This window comes from Nocardia sp. BMG51109, assembly GCF_000526215.1.
In the GTDB taxonomy this organism is placed as follows: domain Bacteria; phylum Actinomycetota; class Actinomycetes; order Mycobacteriales; family Mycobacteriaceae; genus Nocardia.
On record NZ_JAFQ01000004.1, the window covers coordinates 4,726,232 to 4,748,549 of the forward strand.

Consider the following 22,318-nt stretch of genomic DNA (forward strand, 5'->3'; position numbering starts at 1 on the left):
GGCTCAGCGCAGGGCGAGTGCGAGGAAGAAATCCACCCGGTCGGCGAGCCGGGACAGGTCGCGTCCGGTCAGCTCCTCGATGCGGGCGATCCGGTAGCGCATCGTGTTGACGTGCACATGCAGCAGCTCGGCGCTGCGGGCCCAGGCCCCCGAGGTCTCCAGGAAGGTTTCGAGGGTGTGCACCAGGTCGGAGCTGTTGTCGCGGTCGTAGGTGATCAGTGGATCCAGTAGGCGCAACCGGAACATCCGCCGCACCTCGTCGGGCACGCTGGCCAGCAGCATCATGTGGGTGGCCAGCTCGTCGTGGCCGACCACGCAGGCCGGCCGCTGCCGGTCGGCGGCCACGCGCCGGGCGTGCCGGGCCTCGTCGACCGCGCCGCGCAGCGACTCGCCGTCGACGATGCCGCTGACCCCGATCGACAGCCGGCTCTCGCCCAGGCCCGGTTCCAGGGTGTCGAGCGCGGTGTGGATGGCGTCGAGCACGGACGTGTCGGCGGGGATCAGCGCGATCGCCTCACCGTCCACCACGCCGACGGCCGGCGTTCTGCCGGAAAGGATTTCGCGCAGCAGCGACCGTAATTCCCCGGGCCGCAAGCCGTTTTCCGCCGCGGCCGCCACGGCGATGTGGCTGTCGGCGGAACCGAGCCCGGTGAGCTCGAGACGCGAAATGATCTCCGCCGGTTTGGTATCGGAGACGATCAACTGAATCAGCTCCTCGGCCAGCCGGCCCTCCGCGCTCTGCCGATCGTCCTGCCGGGCGCGTTCCAGCGAGACCACCGCGGCCAGCTCGCCGGTCAGGGCGCGGCGTTCCTCCGGCCAGTCGGCGCAGTCGGCGTCGAATATCAGCAGCCAGTCGGCGGCACGGGAGGTGCCGTGCTCGTCGACGGCGAACAGCGAGTAGGGGCGTTCGCCGGCGGTGATCACGCAGGGCAGGCGCCGGGCGCTGAGGAATGCGGCGACGGCCCCGCCGGGCGGTGCCGATGGCGGCCCGGCCACCACGCGCCCGGTCGAGGACATCACCCAGCAGCGCATCCCGAGATCGCGTTCGATCAGTTCCAGGACCGAGCCGAGCCCGGCACCGGAGACCAGCTGCCGGTGCCGGTCCAGGATGGCCGACAAATCGGTAGCCCGCCCGGTGGACAGTTCCCGGGTGATCCGCTCGGTGACCGCCGCGAACGCCACGTTCGTGTCCACCCGGAACAGCGGGATGCGGTACCGGCGGCAGGCGTCCACGACGTCCTCGGGCGGGGCGCCGTAGCGGGCGTCCCCCGTGGCCAGCGCCGCCACCTTGGCCCGGGCGAGCGACGCGACGAAACGCTCACTGTCCTCCGGTGTGCTCCGCCACTGCATGCCGGTGAGGACCAGCTCGCCGCCGGACAGGTACCGGCTCGGATCGAGCAGATCCTGGGTGACCACCCAGCGCACGAACCGGTCGAGCTCTTCCTCCCCGGTGACGAGCTCCAGACCCAGATCCGTCATGGCGAGCAGGGAACGAAGGCGCATAGTCGCCGACGCTAACAGCAGCCGGTCCGGCACCGGTCGAATCGGGCGCGGCTGGCGGACGCCATTGCGTCGTTACCGGCGCAATGCGGTCGTGACCGTGGGAAACCCGGCCGTCATACGGTTTGGAGATAAGCACAAATACCGGCGTGTGAACCGTGGCACGGTTCGTCGGTCCGGTCGTGGCAGCGACCCCCTCCGCGCGGGTGTACTCGAGGGACACCGATTCTTGCCGATGGAGGTTTCATGGCGCAGAAGTTTCCCGGGCGCCCGCCCGCGGCAGGCTGGGGGGAGTGACGATGGAATTCCTGCGACCGGCGGACTGGGCGGCGGCCCTCGACATGCGGGCCACCCGCCCCGAGGCCACTCCGATTCAAGGCGGCACCGACATCATGGTGGAGCTGAATTTCGACAAGGCCCGGCCGCCCGCGCTGCTGGATCTGAATCCGTGCCGGGAATTGCTCGACGTGACGGAGAGCGACGGCCGGCTGCGCATCGGCGCCGGCGTGCCGTACGTGCGAATCATCCGCGACCTGGAGCGTCAGGTGCCCGCACTGGCGCAGGCGGCGCGGACGGTCGGTTCGCCGCAGATTCGCAATCGGGGATCGGTGGGCGGCAATCTCGGTGCCGCGTCGCCGGCCGGTGACAGCCATCCGGCGCTACTGGCCGCCGATGCGGTGATCGAAGTCGAATCGGCCGCGCGCGGCAGCCGGATGATTCCGATCGACGATTTCTACGTGTGGGTCAAGCAGAACGCGCTGGAGCCGGACGAATTGATTCGCGCCGTCTGGCTCGCCCCCGCTACCGGGCCGCAATACTTTTCGAAGGTCGGCACCCGCAATGCCATGGTGATCGCGGTCTGTTCGTTCGCGGTGGCGCTGCATCCGGAACGGCGCGCCGTGGGCGCGGGAATCGGTTCGGCCGGGCCCGTGCCGCTGCGCGCGGTGGCGGCCGAACAATATCTGGCCGAGGCGCTGCCGTGGGAAAGTCCCGCGCCGCTGGCCGATTCCGTGGGACGCGAATTCGGCGAGCTGGTCGCGGCCGCGGCGCAGCCGATCGATGACGTGCGCGGTACCGCGGACTATCGCAGGCATGCCCTGTCGGTGCTGGCGCGCCGCACCCTGACGTGGGCCTGGAACGACTACGCGGCGCCGAGGAGGGCGGCCTGATGCGGGTGAGCCTCGAGGTCAACGGGTGCGCCGAACACGTGGACGACGTGTGGGAGGGCGAGAGCCTGCTGTACATGCTGCGCGAGCGCATGGGGCTGCCCGGCTCCAAGAACGCCTGCGAACAAGGCGAATGCGGTTCGTGCACAGTCTATCTGGACGGCACGCCGGTGTGCTCGTGCCTGGTCGCCGCCGGGCAGGCGCAGGGCCGCTCGGTGCGCACGGTGGAGGGCCTGGCGACCCGATCGGCCGAGGACGCGGCGGAGACCTTGGATCCGGTGCAGCAGGCCTTCGTGGCGGCCGGTGCCGTGCAGTGCGGATTCTGCACCCCGGGACTGATCGTGCAGGCCCACGACCTGATCGAGCACAACCCGAACCCGTCGGACGCCGAGATCCGCGAGGCGCTGGCCGGAAACCTGTGCCGCTGCACCGGTTACGAGAAGATCCTGGACGCGGTGCGGATGGCCGCCGAGCGGAAGGAGGCCGCACGGTGAACGCGTCCGGCCCGGCCGGCTCGCCCCGGCTGGTCATCGAAAACGCTTACCTCGCAACGATCGTGGGCGCGGAGATCGAAAGCGGTTACCTCACCGCGGAGAACGGCCGTATCACCGGAATGGGTGCCGGCCCGGCACCGGAGTTCGAGGGCGCCGAGCGTATCGACGGCACCGGCTGCCTGGTCACTCCGGGGCTGGTCAATACGCACCATCATCTGTATCAGTGGGCCACCCAGGGGATGTACCAGGACTCGACCCTGTTCGAGTGGCTGACCGGGCTGTACCGCCTCTGGGCCGGCCTCGACGCCGAGGTCACCTACGGTGCCGCCGCCGCGGGCCTGGCCTGGCTGGCGCTGACCGGCACCACCACCTCGAGCGACCACCACTACGTGTTCCCGCGGGGGCGTGGCGATCTGTTCGAGGCCGAGGTGCGCGCCGCCGGGGAGATCGGGCTGCGGTTCCACCCGTGCCGCGGCTCCATGGATCGAGGGCGGTCCGACGGCGGGCTGCCGCCCGATGAGGTGGTCGAGCGTACCGACGACATCCTCAGCGGCACAGCGGAAACCATCGACCGGTACCACGATCCGTCGTTCGATTCCATGCTGCGCGTGGCCGTGGCGCCGTGCTCGCCGTTCTCGGTCACCGAGACCCTGATGCGCGAATCCGCCACGCTGGCCCGTGACAAGGGCGTGCGCCTGCACACCCATCTCGCCGAGACCCTGGACGAGGAAGAGCACTGCCTCGAGCAGATGGGCTGCACCCCGGTCGAGTACATGGAACGGATCGGCTGGCTCGGCGAGGACGTGTGGTTCGCCCACGCGGTTCATCTGCACGACAAGGACATTCGGCGGTTCGCCGACTCCGGCAGCGGTTCGGCGCACTGTCCGAGTTCCAATGCGCGCCTCGGCGCCGGGGTCGCGCCGGTCGTCGATCTGCTCGCCGCCGGTGCTCCGGTCGGTCTCGGCGTGGACGGCGCCGCCTCCAGCGAGCTGACCTCGATGGCCGGAGAAATGCGGCAGGCCATGCTGTTCCAGCGGGCGGTGCACGGCCCGGACGCGCTCACCGCCCGGCAGGCCCTCGAGATCGGCACCCTCGGTGGCGCCAGGAACCTGGGCCGGCAGCGAGAGATCGGCAGTCTCGAGATCGGGAAGCTGGCCGATATCGCCGTCTGGCGCGTCGACGGCTTCCGCGCCGCCCTCGCCGACCCGGTCTGCGCCTTGGTCTTCGGCCCGGCTCCGCCCCTGGCCCGGCTGCTGGTAGGCGGGCGCACGGTGGTGGAGAACGACGAATTGCGCACGGTGTCCCAGGATGCGGTGGCGCAGGCGGGTGCCGAAGCTCGCCGACGCCTGCTGCGCGGGGAGGAAAAGAGATGAGACCCGTTGTCGCCGTGAGCGCGGATGAGCTCGATGCGGGCGCCGAACATCGCGCTGCGTACTGCTGCCGGCGCAGCGCGCATCGTCGTCGCGGCATGCTGTCGGCCGGGATACACGGTGGCGCACAGGGTGCTGCTGGATTCCGGATGAACGGACGCCGGAGCGTCGATGTGTCGTGCCGGCGTGACGGCAGGTCACACCGGGATGGCGAGAGGTCGCGCCGCGCCGACGCCGTGCTGTGGCGCGACCTCGACCGGTGGGAGGAGTTCCGATGACCTCGACGCGTGCGACCCGTTTCCCCGGGCAGGTGGCCGCGCCGGGGAAGGGCGGTATCGGGGAGAGCCCGCTGCGGCCCGACGGCACGCTGAAGGTGAAGGGGGAGTTCGCCTATTCGTCCGATCTGTGGATCGACGGGATGCTGTGGGGGGCGACGCTGCGCAGCCCGTACCCGCGGGCGCGGATCGTGAGCGTGAATATCGGTCCGGCGCTGGCGCTTCCGGGTGTGCACGCCGTGCTGACCAGCAACGACGTGCCCGGCCGCAAGCATTATGGGCTCGATATGACCTGGGACCAGCCGGTACTGGCCATCGGCGAGGTGCGTCATCAGGGTGAGCCGGTGGTGCTGGTCGCGGCCGACCATCCCGAGATCGCCCGGCGCGCGGTACAAGCCGTCGACATCGAGTGGGAGGTACTGGAGCCGATCACCGATCCCGTTGCGGTGGTGGAGGATCCGGACGGCAACCGGGTCCAGGCACGCGGCGGCATCGTGCGCCACCAGCCGGTGCGGGTCGGCGATATCGCGACCGGCCGGGTCCTCGCCGAGGTGGTGGTGCGTGAGAAGTACGACGTCGGCATCCAGGACCAGGCCTTCCTGGGCCCCGAATCGGGCCTGGTCGTCCCGGCCGAGGACGGCGGTCTCGACTTCTACGTCGCCACCCAGTGGATGCACAACGATCTGGCGCAGATCGCCCCGTGCCTGGGCCTGACCGACGACAAGATCCGCATGACCCTGGCCGGCGTCGGCGGCGCGTTCGGCGGCCGCGAGGACCTGTCCATGCAGATCCATGCCGGCATGCTGGCGCTGTACACCGGTAAGCCGGTCAAGATGGTGTACAACCGCGAGGAATCGTTCTTCGGGCACGTGCACCGCCATCCCGCGCAGCTGTGGTACGAGTACGGCGCCACGCGCGAGGGCAAGCTCACCTACGCGAAGGTGCGGATCGTCCTCGACGGCGGGGCCTACACCTCGGCGACGACCAACGTCACCGGCAACGCCTCCTCACTCGCGGTGGGCCCCTACGAGTTTCCGCACCTCGAGATCGACGCCTACGGCGTCTACACCAACAACCCGCCGTGCGGGGCGATGCGCGGATTCGGCGCCGTGCAGGCGTGTTTCGCACACGAGTCGATGATGGACGAGCTGGCCGGCGCGCTCGGCATGGATCCGGTGCATGTGCGCCAGATCAACGTCGTCACACAGGGTTCCACCCTCGCGACGGGCCAGGTGGTACACGCACCCACCCCGCTGCGCGAGATGCTCGGCCGGCTGGAGGCGATGGCACCGCCGGAGGGGTTGGACGCCACCGACATTCGCAATCTGCCCGGCGGCGCCTCCCAGACCACGCACGGCGAGGGCGTGGCGCGCGGCGTCGGCTATGCCGTCGGCATCAAGAACATCTGCTTCTCCGAGGGCTCCGACGACTACTCGACCGCCCGGGTGCGGCTGGAGGTCGCCGGGGGAGAGCCCGTCGCGCTGGTGCACACCGCCGCCGCGGAGGTCGGGCAGGGGCTGGTCACCGTCGAGGCACAGATCGCCCGCACCGAACTCGGCGTCGACCGCGTGACGATCCACCCGGCCGACAACGGGATCGGCGACGCCGGATCTACTTCGGCATCGCGGCAGACCTATATGACCGGCGGCGCCGTCAAGACGGCCTGCGAGGCGGTCCGCGCGCGCGTGCTGGAACTGGCTGCCGCCAAGGGACATACCGCCGCGGCGAATCTCGTTGGCGGCAAGGTGGTTTCCGGTACCGGTGAGGTGCTCGCCGCCCTCGTCGACGTGCTCGATGAGGGGGCCGTCGAAGAGATCCGCGAATACCATCATCGGCCGACGACCGCGATGGACCCGGTGACCGGCCAGGGCGACAGCCACACCCAGCTGGCGGTCTGTGTGCACCGCGCGGTGGTGGACGTCGACACCGAGCTGGGCCTGGTGAAGGTCGTCGCCCTGGACGCCGTCCAGGACGTCGGCAGGATCATGAACCGGCTGTCGCTCGAAGGGCAGATCCACGGCGGGTCCGTGCAGGGCCTCGGCCTGGCGGTCATGGAGGAAATTCAGGTCGTCGACGGAAAGGTGCGCAACCCCTCGTTCACGGACTATCTCATCCCCACCATTCTCGACACTCCGCACCAGAAGCTGGAGATTCTGGAGAACGCCGACCCGCACGCCCCCTACGGCCTGCGCGGCGCCGGAGAGCCCCCGACGCTCTCGTCCACCCCGGCGATCGTCGCCGCGATACGCGACGCCTGCCGGTCGGCCGGCGGCACCGGACACCTCACCCGGGTCCCGGTCCGGCCGGAGGACATCATCCGAAGCTGTTGATCAACAGGAGGTTCGGCCCGTAGCCCCGAACCCCCACAACCGCACAACCGCACCCTAGGTCCGCCCCGACGGCGGGACCGCAGGTCGGTGCTGCCCGAGGGAGGGCATCGCCAGATGACCGAAGTACAGACCCGCACCATCCGCGCGGCCACCCGATCACCGGTGGACCGGCTGTTCGGACTGAGTGCGCGGCGCACGAGTATGTCACGCGAAATACGCGGCGGCATCACCACTTTCGTCGCGATGGCCTACGTGGTCCTGCTGGTGCCGCTGATGCTGGGCGGAGCCACCGACATCGACGGCAACCATCTCGGCATCGCCCAGATCACTACGGCCACGGCGTTTTCCGCCGGACTGTCCACCGTCCTGATGGGCCTGGTCGGTAACGTGCCGCTGGCGCTGGCGGCCGGGCTCGGCGTGGTGCCCGTGGTGGCCTTCCAGGCCGCCCCGCACATGACGTGGCCGCAGGCCATGGGCCTGGTGGTGCTGATGGGCGTGGTCATCGTGATCATGGCCGCCACCGGCCTGCGGACCATGATCATCAACGCGATTCCGCCGGCGTTGAAGAACGCGATCGGCGTCGGTATCGGCATGTTCATCGCGATGATCGGCCTGGTGTCGTCCGGGGTGGTCGGGCACGGCTCGCCGACCGGGCCGCCGGTGGGTCTGGGCCCGGACGGGCATCTGCAAGGCTGGCCGGTCGTGGTGTTCGGGGTCGGGCTGCTGCTGATGCTGGCGCTGTACATCCGCAAGGTGCCGGGCGCGATCCTGATCAGTATCGCCGCCGCCACCGCGCTGGCGATCCTCATCAACGCGACAGGGGACATCGCCCCGGAGGATTGGGGGACCGTCGTCCCGGAGGTACCCGAGAAGCTTTTCGCCGCACCGGATTTCGGACTCATGCTGAATGTCGATCTGTTCGGCGGATTCGCCCGGGCCGGCGCGCTCACCGCGGGCGTGGTGCTGTTCACGCTGGTGCTCACCGGGTTCTTCGACGCCATGGGCACGATCTTCGGGGTCTGTGACGAGGCGGGCCTGCTGGACGAGCAGGGCAGGATGCCGGGCCTGGGGCGGGTGCTCACCACCGACGGTGTCGCGCAGATCATCGGCGGGGCGTCCGGCGGCGCGGGCAGTACGGTGTACGTCGAGTCGGCGACGGGTGTCGGTGAGGGCGCCCGTACCGGCCTGGCGAGTGTGGTGACGGGCGGATTGTTCTGCCTGGCCGTATTTTTCACCCCCATCGCCGGCGTGGTGCCGATCCAGGCGGCGTCGCCGGCCCTGGTGCTGGTGGGCGCGCTGATGATGACGCAGGCACGCAAGATCGACTGGGGTGACCTGGAAGTCGCGGTGCCGGCCTTCCTGACCGTCGTCGCGATGCCGTTCACCTACTCGATCACCAACGGCGTCGGCGCGGGCCTGATCGCCTACACGGTGATCAAGGCGGCGCGCGGCAAGTTCCGCGAAATCCATTGGCTGGTGTGGGTGGTGACGGTGGTGTTCACCGCCTACTTCGCCATCTCCGGCATCGAAGTTCTGCTGGGCGGGTGATGATCGTGCATGAGCTGACCGAGCAACTGCGGCAATGGCATTCGGCGGGCACGAGATACGCCCTCGCCAGCATCGTCGGTGTCACCGGGAGCGCGCCCCGGCCACTCGGCGCGGCGATGGCGGTCGACGAGGAGGGGACCGTCGTGGGCAGCGTCTCCGGTGGCTGTGTCGAGGGCGCGGTGTACGACCTGTGCCTCGAGTCGCTGCGCACCGGGCGCCCGCGACGGGAAACGTTCGGCTACAGCGATTCCGACGCGCTGGCCGTCGGGCTGACCTGCGGCGGTGTGCTGGAGGTGTTCGTCCATCCGGTCGGCCCGCGCGATCGGGCCGTCATGGAGCGGGTGATGGGCACGGCAGGTGCCGTGGCGCTGGTCCGGGACATGGACACGGGTGCGGCACTGGCCGTGGGCCCGGATCGGGTCGAGGCGCCCGGTCCGGAACCGGTTCGTGCGGCGCAGGGGGCCGCGACGGCCGAGCGGCAGCAGGACGGACCGGTCGCTGCCGCGGACCGGCGCGTGGTGGCCGAGGCGCGGGCCATGCTCGGCCTCGGGGCCACGGGCGTCCGGGTGATCGGTTGCGGCAGTGACGAAGTCACGGTCTTCGTCGAGTCGCGGGTACCGCCGCCGCGGATGATCGTCTTCGGCGCCATCGACTTCGCGGGCGCGGTCACCCGGATCGGCAAGTTCCTCGGCTACCACGTGACAGTCTGCGACGCCCGCCCGGTATTCGCCACACCGGCACGGTTCCCGGAGGCCGACGAGGTGGTGGTGGCGTGGCCGCACCGCTATCTCGAAGGCGCCGAGGTGGATTCGCGCACGGTGATCTGCGTGCTCACACACGACGCGAAGTTCGACGTCCCGGTGCTGGAGGTGGCACTGCGGCGCCCCGTCGCCTATGTGGGCGCGATGGGCTCGCGGCGCACGCACCGGGACCGACTGTCCCGGTTGCGAGCGGCCGGGCTGACCGAAGCGGAACTGGCACGGCTACATTCCCCGATCGGCCTGGATCTGGGTGGGCACACCCCGGAGGAGACGGCGGTGGCGGTCGCCGCCGAGATCGTCGCGGTCCGCCGCGGCGGCACCGGGCACGCACTGAGCGGTACCGACGGCCCGATCCACCGGTTCGCCGCCGAGGAACCGGTGGGGCCGCCGCCGATGGAGTACACCGGCCGGATCTGAGGCCGTCACGCCTGCGGAATCGGTCGTCACGCCTGCAGAATCACAGGGCGGCAGTCCAATCCGTAGCTGGTGGTCTCGCACTCCCAGACGATCGGTTCGTCGACGGTGCCGGGACGTTGCGCGCGGGTGCCCTCGGGCAGATGCGCCAGCACGAATTTTCCTTCGGCGTCGGGGTACTTCGCGATCAGGGCCTGGAACTCCGCGATCAGGTCGCGGTACTGCTCGGCGACCGGTGCGGGCGTCCGGATGGTGGCTGACATGGCTCGCCTCCTCGACGATGCGGGTCTGGTCCTCCCACTGTGCGCGTCGATGGGCGGTCGGCTCGCGAGTAGTCGGTTACTCGAATCCGAAGACTTCCGGAGACCTCTCGAACCCTCCTCGAACCTTTTCCGACCCCCCATTGCCATTTCGGTGCACACATGTACACTGAAATCCGATCACGCCAGGAACATCGCGGTTCGGGAGGCAGAAAGCCATGGCGTTCACCGAAACTCGCAGCGCATCGCTGTATCCGTCGCGCTGGTTGCCGACGTTCCTCCGCTGGCACCGCACCCGGGTGTCGTGGTGGCAGTCGTGGAAGCTGGCACTGGCGGTGCTGCCCCGGCTGCGGGACAAGACGGTCGTGGAGTACATCAACGAGCTCCCCGGACAGGACGACGTCATGGTGGCGCGGGTGCCGTTCCTGAAGCTGGTGATCGTGCGCAGCCCGGAACTGGCGCGGCAGGTGCTGATCTCGAATCAGAACAACTACGCCAAGAGCGCCGAATACGACATGCTGGCAGTCGCTTTCGGCCGCGGTCTCGTGACCGATCTCGACGACCAGCGCTGGATGCGCAATCGCCGGCTGGTGCAGCCCGTCTTCGGCAGGCGCAACCTCGATCGGTTCGCCGGCCCGATGACCGCCGCCGCGGGCGATGCCGCCGCGCGGATCATGGAGCTGAGCCGCGGGGGAGCGCCGGTCGACATCAACGCCGAGATGAACCGGCTGACCCTGGATGTCGTGGCCCGCACCATGTTCGGCACCGATCTGTCCGGCCCGATGACGGAGGTGCGGTTGTCGTCGCTGCTGCGCTACTTCGGCGTCGGCTTCGTGACGAACCTGAGCCGGCCGATCCGCGCCATGTCGACCTGGGTGCTGAGGCACGGCCCGCACCCGGAGGCCGCCGAGAACCCGCGGCTGCCGATGCGGGTGATGCGCGTGCTGAGCTGGGTGCTGGCACCGCGGGCGATGCGCGATCTGCGGCACGTCGAGGGCGTGGTCGACGGGCTGATCGCCGACCATCGCGGCGGCCGGATCACCCGCACGGACAACCTGCTGGCCCTGCTGATGGAGGCTCGCGATCCCGAAACCGGGTACGCCTACACCGACGAGGAGATCCACGACGAGCTGATGACCTTCATCGGCGCCGGTATGGAAACCACGGCCACGGCGCTGGCTTGGGCGTGGTACCTGCTCGGCCGGAATCCCGATGTGCGGCAGCGCCTCTACGACGAACTCGAGACCGTGCTGGGCGGGCGCACGCCCACCGCGGAGGACGTCGATCGGCTGCCGTGGACGAAAGCCGTTGTCGCGGAGACCATGCGGGTGTATCCGCCGATCCTCGGCCTGGCGCGGGTGGCGATCGGTGACGACGTCCTCGGCGGCTACCCGATCAAGGCGGGCACCACGATCTCGATCGCCCTGCACGGCTTGCACTACAACGACCGGGTCTGGGACAACCCCGAACTCTTCGACCCCACCCGCTACCTGGCCGAGAACCTGCGGCCGGCGCAGAAGCACGCGTCGCTGCCGTTCGGCGCGGGCAAGCGGATGTGCGTCGCCTCCGGCTTCGCCACCATGGAGGCGGTGCTCGCGCTGGCGACGGTGACGCAGCGGATCGAGCTGAACCCCCACGACGACAAGCCGGTCCGGCGGCAGTTCTCGTTCACCGGCGGTCCGGACGACCCGATCCTGATGGATCCGGTGCGCCGTGACACGCGTCGCACGGAGCTGCCCGCGTAGGCCGCACGGCGCTGCCCGCACAGGCTGTCCGAGGTCCGATCGACCTCGTCGTGCCCGGAGCGCGACGCCTACGCCGGTGCCGTCGGGGTCATGGCTGTGGCATCGCAGGCATCGCAAACTCCGGGGCGAGCCGGCCTTGCGGCCGAACCCGCGTCGTCGGAAAGTCCACGGCGACCGGCGTCTTCACTCGAAACAGGTGATCAGTGCCGAATCAGGTAGTCGGTGCCGCCGATGTACACCGTGTGCCCGGGCTCGGCGGCCGCCTCGGTGGCGTCGGCGACCGCGGTGGCGAACTCCTCGACCGTCGGCAGCGGGCCGTGCTCGGCGCGGGCGGCGACGGCGTCCGGATCGCGACGCCGCAGCAGCCGGACGATGATCGTACCGTCGATCATATCACCGGACACCACCGTGAAACCGATACCGCGCGAGCTGAATTCGGGTACCAACGCGCGCAGCGCATCCTCACCGGCCCGCTTGCTCGCCGCGATCGGCTCGTAGGCCTCCGGGACCGGCTTGCGGCCGTGGAAATGGGCCTGATGGCTGGTGACGAAGACGATACGCGCCCCGGATCGTAGGTGCGGCAACGCGAATCGCACCAGTCGAAGCTGTGCGTCGCGGTTGATCGCCATCGCGTAGTCGGCTGGAGCGCCCTGTTCCAGTCCTCCGGAAGCGTTGAGCACCAGCACATCCAGCTTCCCGAACCGTCGCACCACGTCGTCGACGAGCGATCGTGCCGCCGCTTCGTCGGACAGATCCGCCCCGGCGATCGATGCGCTGCCACCGGCCGCCCCGATATCGTCGGCGAGTTGCTGTGCGCGCCTTTGTTTCTCGCGGTAGTTGAGCACCACATGGTCACCCCGTGCCGCGAGGATCCGGGCGGTCTGCGCACCGATCCCGCGAGACGCCCCGGTCACCAGCGCGATTCGCTGCCCATCCACCGCACACCTCCGCTCGAACGCTTCTGTTTCAGAACCAACTATGCTGCTTCGAAATGAGAAGCGCAAGACGGGCCGGCGCGCGGCCGGGGGATCCCGCGCCGATCCACGCGGCAATGGACCTGCTCGGTCAGCGCTGGATGCTGCGCGTCGTCTGGGAGCTCGAGCCGGGGCCGATCGGCTTCCTGGAACTGCGCCGCCGCATGGGTAACTGCTCGTCGAGCATGCTGTCGGTACGGCTGCAGAACCTGCAGGCCGCCGGTCTGGCCGTGAAGCGGCCCGACAAGGCGTACGAGCTGACCGCCGCCGGAGCGGAACTCGCCACCGCCCTGCACTCGCTGTGGAACTGGTCGCGGCACCGGCTCGGCGGCGGGGGCGGCCCTGCCGAGTAAAGTGTCCGGGCAGGTCATCGCCGCGGCGGCGGTGATTTTGCGCGTGCCGCGTGCGAATGCGGCGCGGATGGGTCATGATCCGGGTCTGATCGGTGTGTCGGAGCTTCGCCACGCCGATATCGGTGAACGGCGGCTGGATGGAGGCGGACGCGTGCGGAGGATCGATTTCCCGGCTGCTCGCCGCGGGCTCGCCGCCGCGGCGGCGGTGTCGGCGGTGCTGATGGCCGCGGGCTGCGGTGGTGAGGATGCCGGTGCGACGAAGTCCGCGGCCGCGGCTCCGGTGGCGAACACGCCACCGGAAGTGATCGGCTGTTCGTTCGACAAACCCGCCGTTCGGCCGCCGGATCTCATCCTCGCGTGCGCCGACCTCGGGGTGCGGGTCGAGCGGATCGAGTGGCAGTCCTGGGGTCCGGACAAGGCCGAGGGCGACGGCATCGAACATCTCAACACCTGCGATCCGAACTGCGCGGCCGGGCACTTCATCGACAAGCCGGTCCATCTGATCCTGTCCGACGTGATCGAGCCCGGTCACGTATTCACCAAGGCCACCACCATCGATGAGCAGGGCGTCACGCTCACTCAGCCGCTGACCAAGCGCTGAGCCGCCCGCTCCGCGCCGCTAGGTGTTACTCCTGGTCCCATGTATAGGTAGACTCTTGCTACGTTGGTGAAGCAATGGCTGTTGACGAGGCGCCGGCAGCCGGACCGGAACACCTGGAGTACCGATGAAGTTACTGCCCTTTCGCGCGCGCCGCGGCCCGATGGATCCGGGTGAGGTGGCCCTGCAGGCGCGCAATGTGCGGTTCGACTGGCGCGAGACGCCATTGCACTGGATGCCGGCCGAGCCGATCGCCTCGCACCTGATCAACGCGCTGAACCTGCTGCTGCCCGAGGGCGAGCGGATGTTCTGCCGCACGTTCTCCGAGGCGCTTCCGCTGGTCAAGGACGAGAAACTGCGCGAGCAGATGCTCGGTTTCATCGGCCAGGAGTCGATGCACGCCGAGACCCACAACGGGGTGCTCGACGAGGTGCTGTCGGCGCACGGCATCGATGTCGAGCCGTACGTGCGGCAGATGGAGTTCCTGTTCCGCGAGACGCTCGGGCCCCGTGCCGACGACAACGCCCGCGCGCAGTTCCAGGCGCTGGTGGAGCGCCTGGGCTTCATCGCCACGCTCGAGCATTTCTTCGCCTTCCTCGGCGACTGGGTGCTCAACGCCGATCTCGAGCGGTTCGGCGCCGACCCGAACGTGCTGGACCTGTTCCGCTGGCACGGTGCGGAGGAGGTCGAGCACCGCTTCGTCGCCCACGAGGTCGCCGAGTACTTCGACGTCGGCTACGTCCGGCGCTGCGCGCTGATGCTGGTGGTCTTCCCGATCTTCCTGTCGCTGGTGTTGCGCGGGACGAAATATCTTGTGCACGAGGACTCCTCGCTTCCCGACATGCGGTACCCGCGGCTGGTCGCGAAGGTCTTCGCGTCGATGTGGCGCGGTGCGCTGCCCGGTGTCCCGTCATTACTGTGGAGCGCACTGTCGGTCTTCCAGCCCGGCTACACCCCGGCGGCGGTCGGCTCCACCGCACAGGCCGTCGCCTACCTGGCCAAGTCGCCGGCGGCGCGGGCGACGGCGTCGTGACCGTCCGGCGTCCCGCGCCGTCCGAGCCGCCGGTCGATCTGTACGGCCGCCGCCGGCCGGACCGCGCGATGCGGGTGTTCCATGCCGTCGCCGAGACCCGTTTCCGATGGACGACCTTGATCAACCGGAAGGATCCCGCGGGCCGCGTGGACGATCGGCGGCTGGACCTGACGGTCGTGCAGCGCCGCGTCGAGGCTCACGACACCGACGTCGTGAGCCTGCTGCTCGCCGCGCCCGATGGCCGCGCGCTGCCGCCGTGGCGGCCCGGCGCGCATCTGGACGTGGAACTGCCGTCGGGACGGCTGCGCCAGTACTCGCTGTGCGGCGACCCGGCCGACCGGCACGGCTATCGGATCGCGGTGCGTCGCATTCCCGGCGGTGGCGGCGGTTCGCGCGAGGTGCACGACGCACTGCGGATCGGCAGCCGGGTGACGGTCCGGGGTCCGCGCAACGCCTTCCCGTTCGTGCCGCCGGGGTACGGATCCGACTCCGCCCGAGTGCATTTCGTGGCCGGCGGCATCGGCGTGACACCGATCCTGCCGATGGTGCGGATGGCGCATCGGCTCGGTATCGACTGGTCGATGGTGTACGCCGGGCGCAGCCGCGACACCCTCCCCTTCCTCGACGAGATCGACAGCTTCGGCGGCCGGGTGACCGTGCGCACCGACGACGAGCACGGCCTGCCCATCGCGGCGGACCTGCTGCCGGGCGTCGGGCCCGACACCGCGGTCTACTGCTGCGGTCCGGTGCCGATGACCGCGCTGGTCGCGGAGGGCGTGCGGACCCTGCCCGGCGTCGAACTGCACTCCGAACGGTTCTCCGCGCCGCCGGTGGTCGACGGCAAGCCGTTCACGATCGAGCTGGCCCGCACCGGTGAGGTGATCGAGGTACCGGCCGACCGTTCGGCGCTGGAGGAGGTGCTGGCGGTGCGTCCGGACACCGCGTACTCCTGCCGTCAGGGCTTCTGCCGCACCTGCGCCGTGCGGGTGCTGTCCGGCGTGGTCGACCACCGCGACACGGTGCTCACCCCCGAGGAACGTGCCGACGGGGAGCTGCTGATCTGCGTATCCCGCTGTGCCGGTGAACGTCTCGTACTGGATCTCTAGCACGTACCACCCCGCACGACGAAGCGCCGAAGGAGAACACAGTGACCGATGAGAGGCCCTTTGCGGATGTCGAGCGGACCGTGCGCAGCGGCGAATTCGAGCTTGCCGTCTACGAATACGGCGCACCGAACGCCGAGACCGTGGTGCTGGTGCACGGCTGGCCCGACGACCACCATCTGTGGGACCGGGTTGTCCCGTTGCTGGCCAACCGCTTTCACGTCGTAGCCTACGACACCCGCGGGCACGGCCGGTCCACCCGTACTGCGCGCACGCAGGACTATCGCCTGGACCGGTTCGCCGCCGACTTCTTCGCCGTCGCCGACGCCGTGAGCCCGGATGAGCCCGTGCACGTGCTCGCGCACGATTGGGGTTCGGTCGAGATGTGGGAGGCGGTGTGCGAGCCGCGCGCCGCCGATCGCATCGCGTCGTTCACCTCGGTGTCCGGGCCGAACCTCGACCATATGGGAAAGTGGATGCGCGCCAAACTGTCTCGCGGCGCGATGTGGGGTCCGTTCACGCAGCTGCTCTCGTCCACGTACACCTTCCTGTTCATGACACCCGGTGTGCCGAAGGTGGTGCTGCGGCCGCTGTCGATGGAGAAGGTCTGGCAGCGTTTCGTCGGGCTGATGAACGAAACCTCCCCGCGGAACGTCGCATTGGGCCCGACGTTCCGTGCGGACTTCTTCGACGGGATGCGGATCTACCGCGCCAATATCCTGCAGCGCGTGCTGAACCCCCGGGAGCGCCGCACCGAGGTCCCGGTGCAGCTGATCATCGCGCGCCGCGATGTCGCGGTGCGGCCCGCGGGATACGCCGACACCCGGCAGTGGGCGCCGCGACTGTGGCGGCGCGAGGTCGGCGGAGGCCACTGGCTGCCGTTCTCGCATCCGGAACTATTGGCCACGGCCACAACCGAACTCGTCGAATCGATCGGCGGCGGTCCGCAGGCGCGGGGGCTGCGGCGGGCCGAGGTGGGCCGGGAACGCCGTCCGTTCGGCGACAACCTGGTGGTGATCACCGGCGGCGGCAGCGGAATCGGCCGCGAGACGGCGCTGGAGTTCGCGCGGCGCGGTGCCGAAATCGTCCTGTCGGACCTCGATCTCGAGGCGGCGAAACAGACCGCCGAACTCGTCACGGCCGCCGGGGGTGTCGCGCACACGTACGAGCTGGACGTCTCCGACGAGACCGCCGTGGCCGAGCACGCCGCCATCGTGCTCGCCGCACACGGCGTGCCCGACATCCTGATCAACAACGCGGGCATCGGTCAGGCCGGCGATTTCTTCGCCACCAGCGCGGCCGAATTCGACCGGGTGATGCGGGTGAACCTCGGGGGAGTGGTCAACGGCTGCCGCACCTTCGGCGCCGCGATGGCCGAACGCGGTCTCGGCGGGCACATCGTGAACCTGTCCAGCATGGCCGCCTACACCCCGCAGCGCGGGTTCAGCGCGTACTCGACCAGCAAGTCGGCGGTGTTCATGTTCTCCGACTGCCTGCGCGCCGAACTGGCCGGCAAGGGCATCGAGGTGCACACCATCTGCCCCGGCATCGTGCACACCAATATTGTTGCCGCGACCAGGTTTTCGGGCCTCTCCGCCGAGGAGGAGGCCGACAGGCAGACCCGGTACGACGACCTCTACCGGATGCGCGGCTACGGCCCGGAGAAGGTGGCCGCCCAGATCGTCCAGGCCGTCGAACGCGGCCGCGCGGTCGTCCCCGTCACCCCGGAGGCCCATCTCCGATACCACTTCCACCGGTTCGCCCCCGCCCTGGACCGTTTCCTCGCGGCACGGGTGAAGCTGACGTAGCCGGTCCGCCCTCCAACCGAACATTAAGCAGGTCATAGGGCTCCGTACTTACGTTGCGGTGCATGGAAACTGTGACCGTGGTCGTGGCCATTGCCCTGATCTGCGGGTGCGTCGTGCTCATCGGCAGGTCGGTGGCGTTTTCCCGGAACCACGGCGGTCACGGATACGACGACACCGGCTACTGCGACGAGACGTGCGGCGATCCCGACGACGGGTGCTTCGAAGGACCGTGACGCGCGGTCGAGTACCGTTCGCCGCCACGGCAACTGGATCTTTGGCCGATCTTTGGCGAGACGGGCTACCGTCCGCGGTATGGGAACAGCGGGAGTAATCATCTGGGTGGCCATGGTGCTCGTCGTCATCGCGGGCAGCGTGTGGAGTGCGAGGTCCGGCAGATCTCGCCGGCGGCGCGACCGGTGGCGGCACGGCCGATCCGGATACGGCGGCGGGACCTACTCGGACGGCGGCTCCTTCGGCGGCGGCGACAGCGGCAACGGCTGCGGTGGGGGAGGCGGCTGCGGCGGCGGCTCCTGCGGGGGCGGCGGAGGCGGCGGCTGCGGTGGAGGCGGCGGTGGCGGGGGCAGCTGAGCCGCACCGTGCCGGGCCACCATCGACGAGTACCGAGACGCCACGGCAACCGAATCTTCGGCGCACCTTTGGGAAGTCCGAATACGTTCCGGAACATGGGAATTGGGGGAGTAATCGGCTATGTGGCGATGGTGGGCGTCATTGTCGCGGTCGGCGTGTGGGGCGTGCGGTCCGGCACATCACCGCGGAGGCACGGCCGGTGGGAGTACGGCCGCGCCGGATGCGGCGGCGGCCGGTACCACTCGGGTGGCGTCGGCATTTCCTCTAGCGACGGTGGTGGCGATTCCAGCGGTGGAGGCTGCGGCGGCGGCTGAGCCGGACCCGGCCGGTCCTCAGCGGGAATCGGCGGCGCGCAGGTCGGATTCGATGATCTCGACGCGTCCGCGCGGGATTCCCCACGGCCGTTCGACGCCCACCCTGCTGTCGAGATCCCACAGCACACACTCCTCGCCCGGCCGGGCCACCATCGACCACGCGACGACGGTCCGGCCCAGTTGGGAGTCCATGGCATCTCCGGCCTCTCCGGAGCCGCTCGACGGCCCGTCACCCTCGGGAAAGTGATGCAGGAACCGGCCGTAGGCCGCGTCGCAGAATCGGGCGTATCGGGTGGTGCAGAGAATGAGCCCATGCCACGCCTCGTCGACGGCATGCGAGGGCATGCCGATCACCTGGTCGTCGCGCATGGCCGCACCGCAGCAGCGCAGCCACTGTCGCAGGCCGGTTTCCACCAGCTCACGCGGCTGCCACGGACAGGTCTTGAACACCGCCTCCGACAGCTGTAGATCGTCCACGGCCCGGTGCACCCGGCTCAGGTCGATGCGGCGCAACCGTTGAAACAGCACGATTCACAGTATGGTCGCGAGAATCCGGCGGGCAACTCGTAGCATCCGTCCGGCTCGGCGCTACGACTGGGGCGTCGTTGTCGCCGAATCGACCTCGCCGGCCCCTCGCGTCGCGCGCAGGCTGGTCACGGTCACGATGGCGAGCACCACCACGATCACACCCAGCGAGGCCACGGTCGGGATCGTCGGGACCTGCTCCCAGGTGCCGTGCGCCCAGTGCAACACCAGCTTCACGCCGATGAACGCCAGGATGATCGCCAACCCGTAGGCCAGATGCACCAGCCGCGACAGTGCCGCCTGCAGCACGAAGTACAGCGCCCGCAGTCCGAGCAGCGCGAACGCGTTGGTGGCGAACACCAGGTACGGGTCGCCGGTGACGCCGTACACGGCGGGCACCGAATCGACGGCGAAGACCACGTCGGTACCCATCACGGCGGCGACCACCAGCGCCAGCGGCGTCAGGGCGCGCTTGCCGGCCTCGCGCACGGTCATGCGGGTGCCGTGGTAGTCGTCGGTCACCGGCATCAGCTTGCGCAGTAGTCGCACCGATCGCATGCTCGAGATGTCGACGTGCTGGTCGTTCCCGCGAGCGGTGTCGACCAGCAACTTCGCCGCCGTCACCAGCAGGATCGCGCCGAACAGCAGGAACGCCCAGTCGAGCGAGGCGAGCGCGGCGGCGCCCAGGGCGATGAAGATGCCGCGCAGCACCAGCGCGCCGACGATGCCGAACAGCAGCACCCGCTGTGCCAGCGCCGCCGGCACGGCGAAGGCCGACAGCAGCAGCATGAAGACGAACAGGTTGTCGACCGACAGCGATTTCTCCAGCACGTAGCCGGTGAAGAATTCGGTCCCGGGCGTGCCGCCGTACGCGGCCCAGATGACGAGCCCGAAGACGACGGGCAGGGCGATGTAGAAGATCGTCCATCCGACGGCCTCGCGCATCGACACCTCGTGCGGCTTGCGGGTGACGACGAAGTCGAGTACCAGCAGCGCGATAACACCGAGGATGGTGGCGGTCCATAACCAGGGTGTGCCGATGGTCTGGATGGACGCTGCGAGAACGGTGTCGGTAGGGCTCATAAAAAGATCTCCTCGGGCATGGCTCAACACCCGAGGTCTCCTTCACCCTCACTCGGGTGGCCACCCGGGGATTCCGATGGCGGAATCCGTACTGACCGGTATGGCACTTGGGAAGTACTCCCCTCACCTGTGAGGGTAACGGACATTTCGGCCGATCACCAAACGGCACACCCGGATCGGCGAAGTTCCCGCATCCGCGCTTGACCTGAACCTTGCTTCAGGTAGAAGGCTGTGCTCATCGCGAGAACGAAGGGATGTGGTCGAAGATGCGGGTGATCGAGGCGAAGTCGTTCGGTGGTCCGGGCGTGCTGGTGGCCGGCACGGCGCCGGATCCGGTGGCCGGGACCGGCGAAGTTGTGATCGATGTCGCGGCGGCGGATGTGATGTTCCTCGACGTGCGGTTGCGCAGCGGATGGGGCACCGACTTCTTCGCCGTCCGCCCGCCGTACGTGCCGGGCGGGGCGGTCGCCGGAGTCGTGTCCGCCGTAGGGAAGGACGTCGATCCGGGATGGGTCGGCAAACGGGTAGCGACCGCCACCGCCGCCAGCGGGATCGGCGGCGGGCTACCCGTCGGCGGCTACGCCGAGCGGGCGCCGGCGAAGGCGCAGACGCTCACCGAACTACCTGGCGCCCTGGACTTCGTGCACGCCGCGGCGCTGGTGCACGACGGCAGGGCCGCGATGGCGGTGGCCGGGAGCGCGGCATTCCGGCCGGGGCAGCCGGTGCTGATCACCGCCGCGGGCGGCGGCTTGGGCACGCTGCTCACCCAGCTGGCGCGGTCGGCCGGGGCCACGGTGATCGCCGCCGCGCACGGGGATACGAAGCTCGACCTGGCGCGTCGGCTGGGCGCGAGCGAGGCGATCGACTACGAGGAACCCGGCTGGGCGGACCAGGTGCTGGGGCTGACCGGCGGTACCGGGGTGTCCGCGGTGCTGGACGGCGCCGGCGGGCCGATCGGCGGGGACTCCCTGGGCGCTATCGCCCCGGGCGGCCGGTATCTCGGATACGGCAACGCGGCAGGCGGCTTCGCGGAACTGGACACCGAACGCGCTGCCGCGGCGGGCATTACCGTCCTGTCCCTGATGGACATCACCAACTCCGGCGTGGACTGGGCGGCACTGGGAGCGCGAGCTTTCGACATGGCTGCCGAGGGAGATTTGGAAGTCGTTGTCGGCCAGACCTTCCCGCTCGATCAGGCCGCCGCCGCCCATGCCGCCATCGAGGCTCGGCAGGCCGTGGGGCGCACGATTCTGACGATGTGACGCGAGGAGGCGATCCGACGCCGGTCGGCCACGGGCTGATGCCCGGGCCGGGCCGGGGCTCGGTTCAGGCGTTGCGCGGGGTCAGCACCACGACCGCGATCTTGCGGTCGGTCTTGGTCTGGTACTGGGTGTAGCGCCCGTGGTTGACCTTGTCGACCAGCTTCCACCGGCGCGCGTAGTCGGGATCGTCGGGATAGGTCGCCCGGGCCGTAACCGGTATCCGTCGCTTGCCCACCTGGATCTCGTTGTCGGGCTTGGCCTTCAGGTTGGCCAGCCATCCCGGCGGCTCGGGCGCCCCGCCCTTGGAGGCGGTGACCAGATAGTCCTGACCGTCCTGCGCATAGGTCAGCGCGTTGGTCCGCGCCAGCCCCGTCTTGCGCCCGACCGTCCGCAGCAACAAGGTCGGATTCCCGAACAGCAGCCGATGCCCCACCAGCCCGTCCGACTTCTCGTACAACCACTGATGCGCCCGCAACACGTTCACGAACAGATCCGCCACGCCTGCCCTCCCATCGGGGGTCGGTACCGCCCTCACCCTAGTCCGCAATCCGCCCAACGGCGATCCGAATAGGTGCTAACACGCCCGACCCGGTAACATCTTGACGCCCGCATACACACGCTGCGGTCGGGGGACGGTAGCTCAGTCGGTTAGAGCCGCGGACTCATAATCCGTTGGTCGTGGGTTCGAGCCCCACCCGTCCCACAAACCCCGCCCCACCAGCGTAAACCCCGTTCCGGCGGTGCGGGGTCATCCGGATCGCCGCTTCACCAGCAACGGATTCTCGCGTGCCGGACGCCGCATGACACCGGTTTC

The 22,318-nt window shown here is 69.4% G+C and carries 21 protein-coding genes and 1 tRNA gene; 16 read left to right on the forward strand and 6 right to left on the reverse strand.

Annotated features, from left to right (window positions below):
* Window positions 1-3 precede the first annotated feature (3 nt).
* Window positions 4-1,503 carry a PucR family transcriptional regulator gene (locus D892_RS0122675; protein ID WP_024803433.1) on the reverse strand — a complete coding sequence of 500 codons (1,500 nt, stop codon included), beginning with the start codon at window positions 1,501-1,503 and terminating at the stop codon, window positions 4-6.
* Between the two features lie 296 nt (window positions 1,504-1,799).
* Here D892_RS0122675 and D892_RS0122680 point away from each other — a divergent pair, with 296 nt between their 5' ends.
* The 6 genes from D892_RS0122680 (at window position 1,800) to D892_RS0122705 (ending at window position 9,861) form a co-directional block, all read left to right on the forward strand.
* Window positions 1,800-2,669: a xanthine dehydrogenase family protein subunit M gene (locus D892_RS0122680; RefSeq protein ID WP_024803434.1), complete on the forward strand. Its 870-nt coding sequence runs from the start codon at window positions 1,800-1,802 to the stop codon at window positions 2,667-2,669.
* Window positions 2,669-3,160 carry a (2Fe-2S)-binding protein gene (locus tag D892_RS0122685; RefSeq protein ID WP_024803435.1) on the forward strand — a complete coding sequence of 164 codons (492 nt, stop codon included), beginning with the start codon at window positions 2,669-2,671 and terminating at the stop codon, window positions 3,158-3,160. The genes D892_RS0122680 and D892_RS0122685 overlap by 1 nt, the downstream gene beginning before the upstream one ends.
* The gene (locus D892_RS0122690) at window positions 3,157-4,533 is read left to right on the forward strand and encodes an 8-oxoguanine deaminase (RefSeq protein WP_024803436.1); all 1,377 of its coding nucleotides are present in this window, start codon (window positions 3,157-3,159) and stop codon (window positions 4,531-4,533) included. The genes D892_RS0122685 and D892_RS0122690 overlap by 4 nt, the downstream gene beginning before the upstream one ends.
* Before the next feature lie 271 nt (window positions 4,534-4,804).
* Window positions 4,805-7,135, forward strand: a complete 2,331-nt coding sequence (locus D892_RS0122695) for a molybdopterin cofactor-binding domain-containing protein (RefSeq protein WP_024803437.1) — start codon at window positions 4,805-4,807, stop codon at window positions 7,133-7,135.
* A 114-nt stretch (window positions 7,136-7,249) separates the two neighbouring features.
* A complete protein-coding gene (locus tag D892_RS0122700) occupies window positions 7,250-8,683 on the forward strand; it encodes an NCS2 family permease (RefSeq protein ID WP_024803438.1) in 1,434 nt (477 codons plus the stop codon).
* A gap of 5 nt (window positions 8,684-8,688) precedes the next feature.
* Window positions 8,689-9,861 carry an XdhC/CoxI family protein gene (locus tag D892_RS0122705; RefSeq protein ID WP_024803439.1) on the forward strand — a complete coding sequence of 391 codons (1,173 nt, stop codon included), beginning with the start codon at window positions 8,689-8,691 and terminating at the stop codon, window positions 9,859-9,861.
* Between the two features lie 26 nt (window positions 9,862-9,887).
* Here the strand turns inward: D892_RS0122705 and D892_RS0122710 are convergent, their stop codons facing one another.
* A complete protein-coding gene (locus tag D892_RS0122710; protein WP_024803440.1) occupies window positions 9,888-10,121 on the reverse strand; it encodes a hypothetical protein in 234 nt (77 codons plus the stop codon).
* 215 nt (window positions 10,122-10,336) lie between these two features.
* On the opposite strand from D892_RS0122710, the gene D892_RS0122715 reads away from it, so the two are divergent.
* A complete protein-coding gene (locus D892_RS0122715; RefSeq protein ID WP_024803441.1) occupies window positions 10,337-11,863 on the forward strand; it encodes a cytochrome P450 in 1,527 nt (508 codons plus the stop codon).
* 200 nt (window positions 11,864-12,063) lie between these two features.
* Here D892_RS0122715 and D892_RS0122720 read toward each other — a convergent pair whose 3' ends face one another.
* Entirely contained in the window at window positions 12,064-12,801 is a 738-nt protein-coding gene (locus D892_RS0122720) for an SDR family oxidoreductase (RefSeq protein WP_024803442.1), read from the reverse strand.
* Window positions 12,802-12,854: 53 nt separating this feature from the next.
* Here D892_RS0122720 and D892_RS0122725 point away from each other — a divergent pair, with 53 nt between their 5' ends.
* From D892_RS0122725 to D892_RS47875, 7 genes are all read left to right on the forward strand, one after another.
* Window positions 12,855-13,190: a helix-turn-helix domain-containing protein gene (locus D892_RS0122725; protein ID WP_024803443.1), complete on the forward strand. Its 336-nt coding sequence runs from the start codon at window positions 12,855-12,857 to the stop codon at window positions 13,188-13,190.
* Window positions 13,191-13,341: 151 nt separating this feature from the next.
* Window positions 13,342-13,791, forward strand: coding sequence for a hypothetical protein (locus D892_RS0122730; RefSeq protein WP_156959638.1), 450 nt, complete (start codon window positions 13,342-13,344; stop codon window positions 13,789-13,791).
* A 124-nt stretch (window positions 13,792-13,915) separates the two neighbouring features.
* Window positions 13,916-14,821 (forward strand): metal-dependent hydrolase, encoded by a 906-nt coding sequence (locus D892_RS0122735; protein ID WP_024803445.1) that lies wholly within the window; start codon window positions 13,916-13,918, stop codon window positions 14,819-14,821.
* A complete protein-coding gene (locus tag D892_RS0122740) occupies window positions 14,818-15,927 on the forward strand; it encodes a PDR/VanB family oxidoreductase (RefSeq protein WP_024803446.1) in 1,110 nt (369 codons plus the stop codon). The genes D892_RS0122735 and D892_RS0122740 overlap by 4 nt, the downstream gene beginning before the upstream one ends.
* Before the next feature lie 41 nt (window positions 15,928-15,968).
* The gene (locus tag D892_RS0122745; RefSeq protein WP_024803447.1) at window positions 15,969-17,732 is read left to right on the forward strand and encodes an SDR family oxidoreductase; all 1,764 of its coding nucleotides are present in this window, start codon (window positions 15,969-15,971) and stop codon (window positions 17,730-17,732) included.
* Between the two features lie 62 nt (window positions 17,733-17,794).
* On the forward strand, window positions 17,795-17,965 hold the full coding sequence (locus tag D892_RS46945) for a hypothetical protein (protein WP_156959305.1): 171 nt from the start codon (window positions 17,795-17,797) through the stop codon (window positions 17,963-17,965).
* A 79-nt stretch (window positions 17,966-18,044) separates the two neighbouring features.
* Window positions 18,045-18,320 carry a hypothetical protein gene (locus D892_RS47875; RefSeq protein ID WP_036567409.1) on the forward strand — a complete coding sequence of 92 codons (276 nt, stop codon included), beginning with the start codon at window positions 18,045-18,047 and terminating at the stop codon, window positions 18,318-18,320.
* A gap of 332 nt (window positions 18,321-18,652) precedes the next feature.
* Here D892_RS47875 and D892_RS0122755 read toward each other — a convergent pair whose 3' ends face one another.
* Both D892_RS0122755 and D892_RS0122760 read right to left on the reverse strand, forming a co-directional pair.
* Window positions 18,653-19,162, reverse strand: a complete 510-nt coding sequence (locus tag D892_RS0122755) for a hypothetical protein (RefSeq protein WP_024803448.1) — start codon at window positions 19,160-19,162, stop codon at window positions 18,653-18,655.
* Window positions 19,163-19,222: 60 nt separating this feature from the next.
* A complete protein-coding gene (locus D892_RS0122760) occupies window positions 19,223-20,242 on the reverse strand; it encodes a TerC family protein (protein ID WP_024799315.1) in 1,020 nt (339 codons plus the stop codon).
* Between the two features lie 254 nt (window positions 20,243-20,496).
* Between D892_RS0122760 and D892_RS0122765 the strand changes: the two genes are divergently transcribed.
* Window positions 20,497-21,504, forward strand: a complete 1,008-nt coding sequence (locus D892_RS0122765; protein WP_232235930.1) for a zinc-binding dehydrogenase — start codon at window positions 20,497-20,499, stop codon at window positions 21,502-21,504.
* A 64-nt stretch (window positions 21,505-21,568) separates the two neighbouring features.
* Here D892_RS0122765 and D892_RS0122770 read toward each other — a convergent pair whose 3' ends face one another.
* A complete protein-coding gene (locus D892_RS0122770; protein ID WP_024799313.1) occupies window positions 21,569-22,003 on the reverse strand; it encodes a nitroreductase family deazaflavin-dependent oxidoreductase in 435 nt (144 codons plus the stop codon).
* A gap of 130 nt (window positions 22,004-22,133) precedes the next feature.
* Between D892_RS0122770 and D892_RS0122775 the strand changes: the two genes are divergently transcribed.
* Window positions 22,134-22,207 (forward strand) — tRNA-Ile (locus tag D892_RS0122775).
* Window positions 22,208-22,318: the final 111 nt, after the last annotated feature.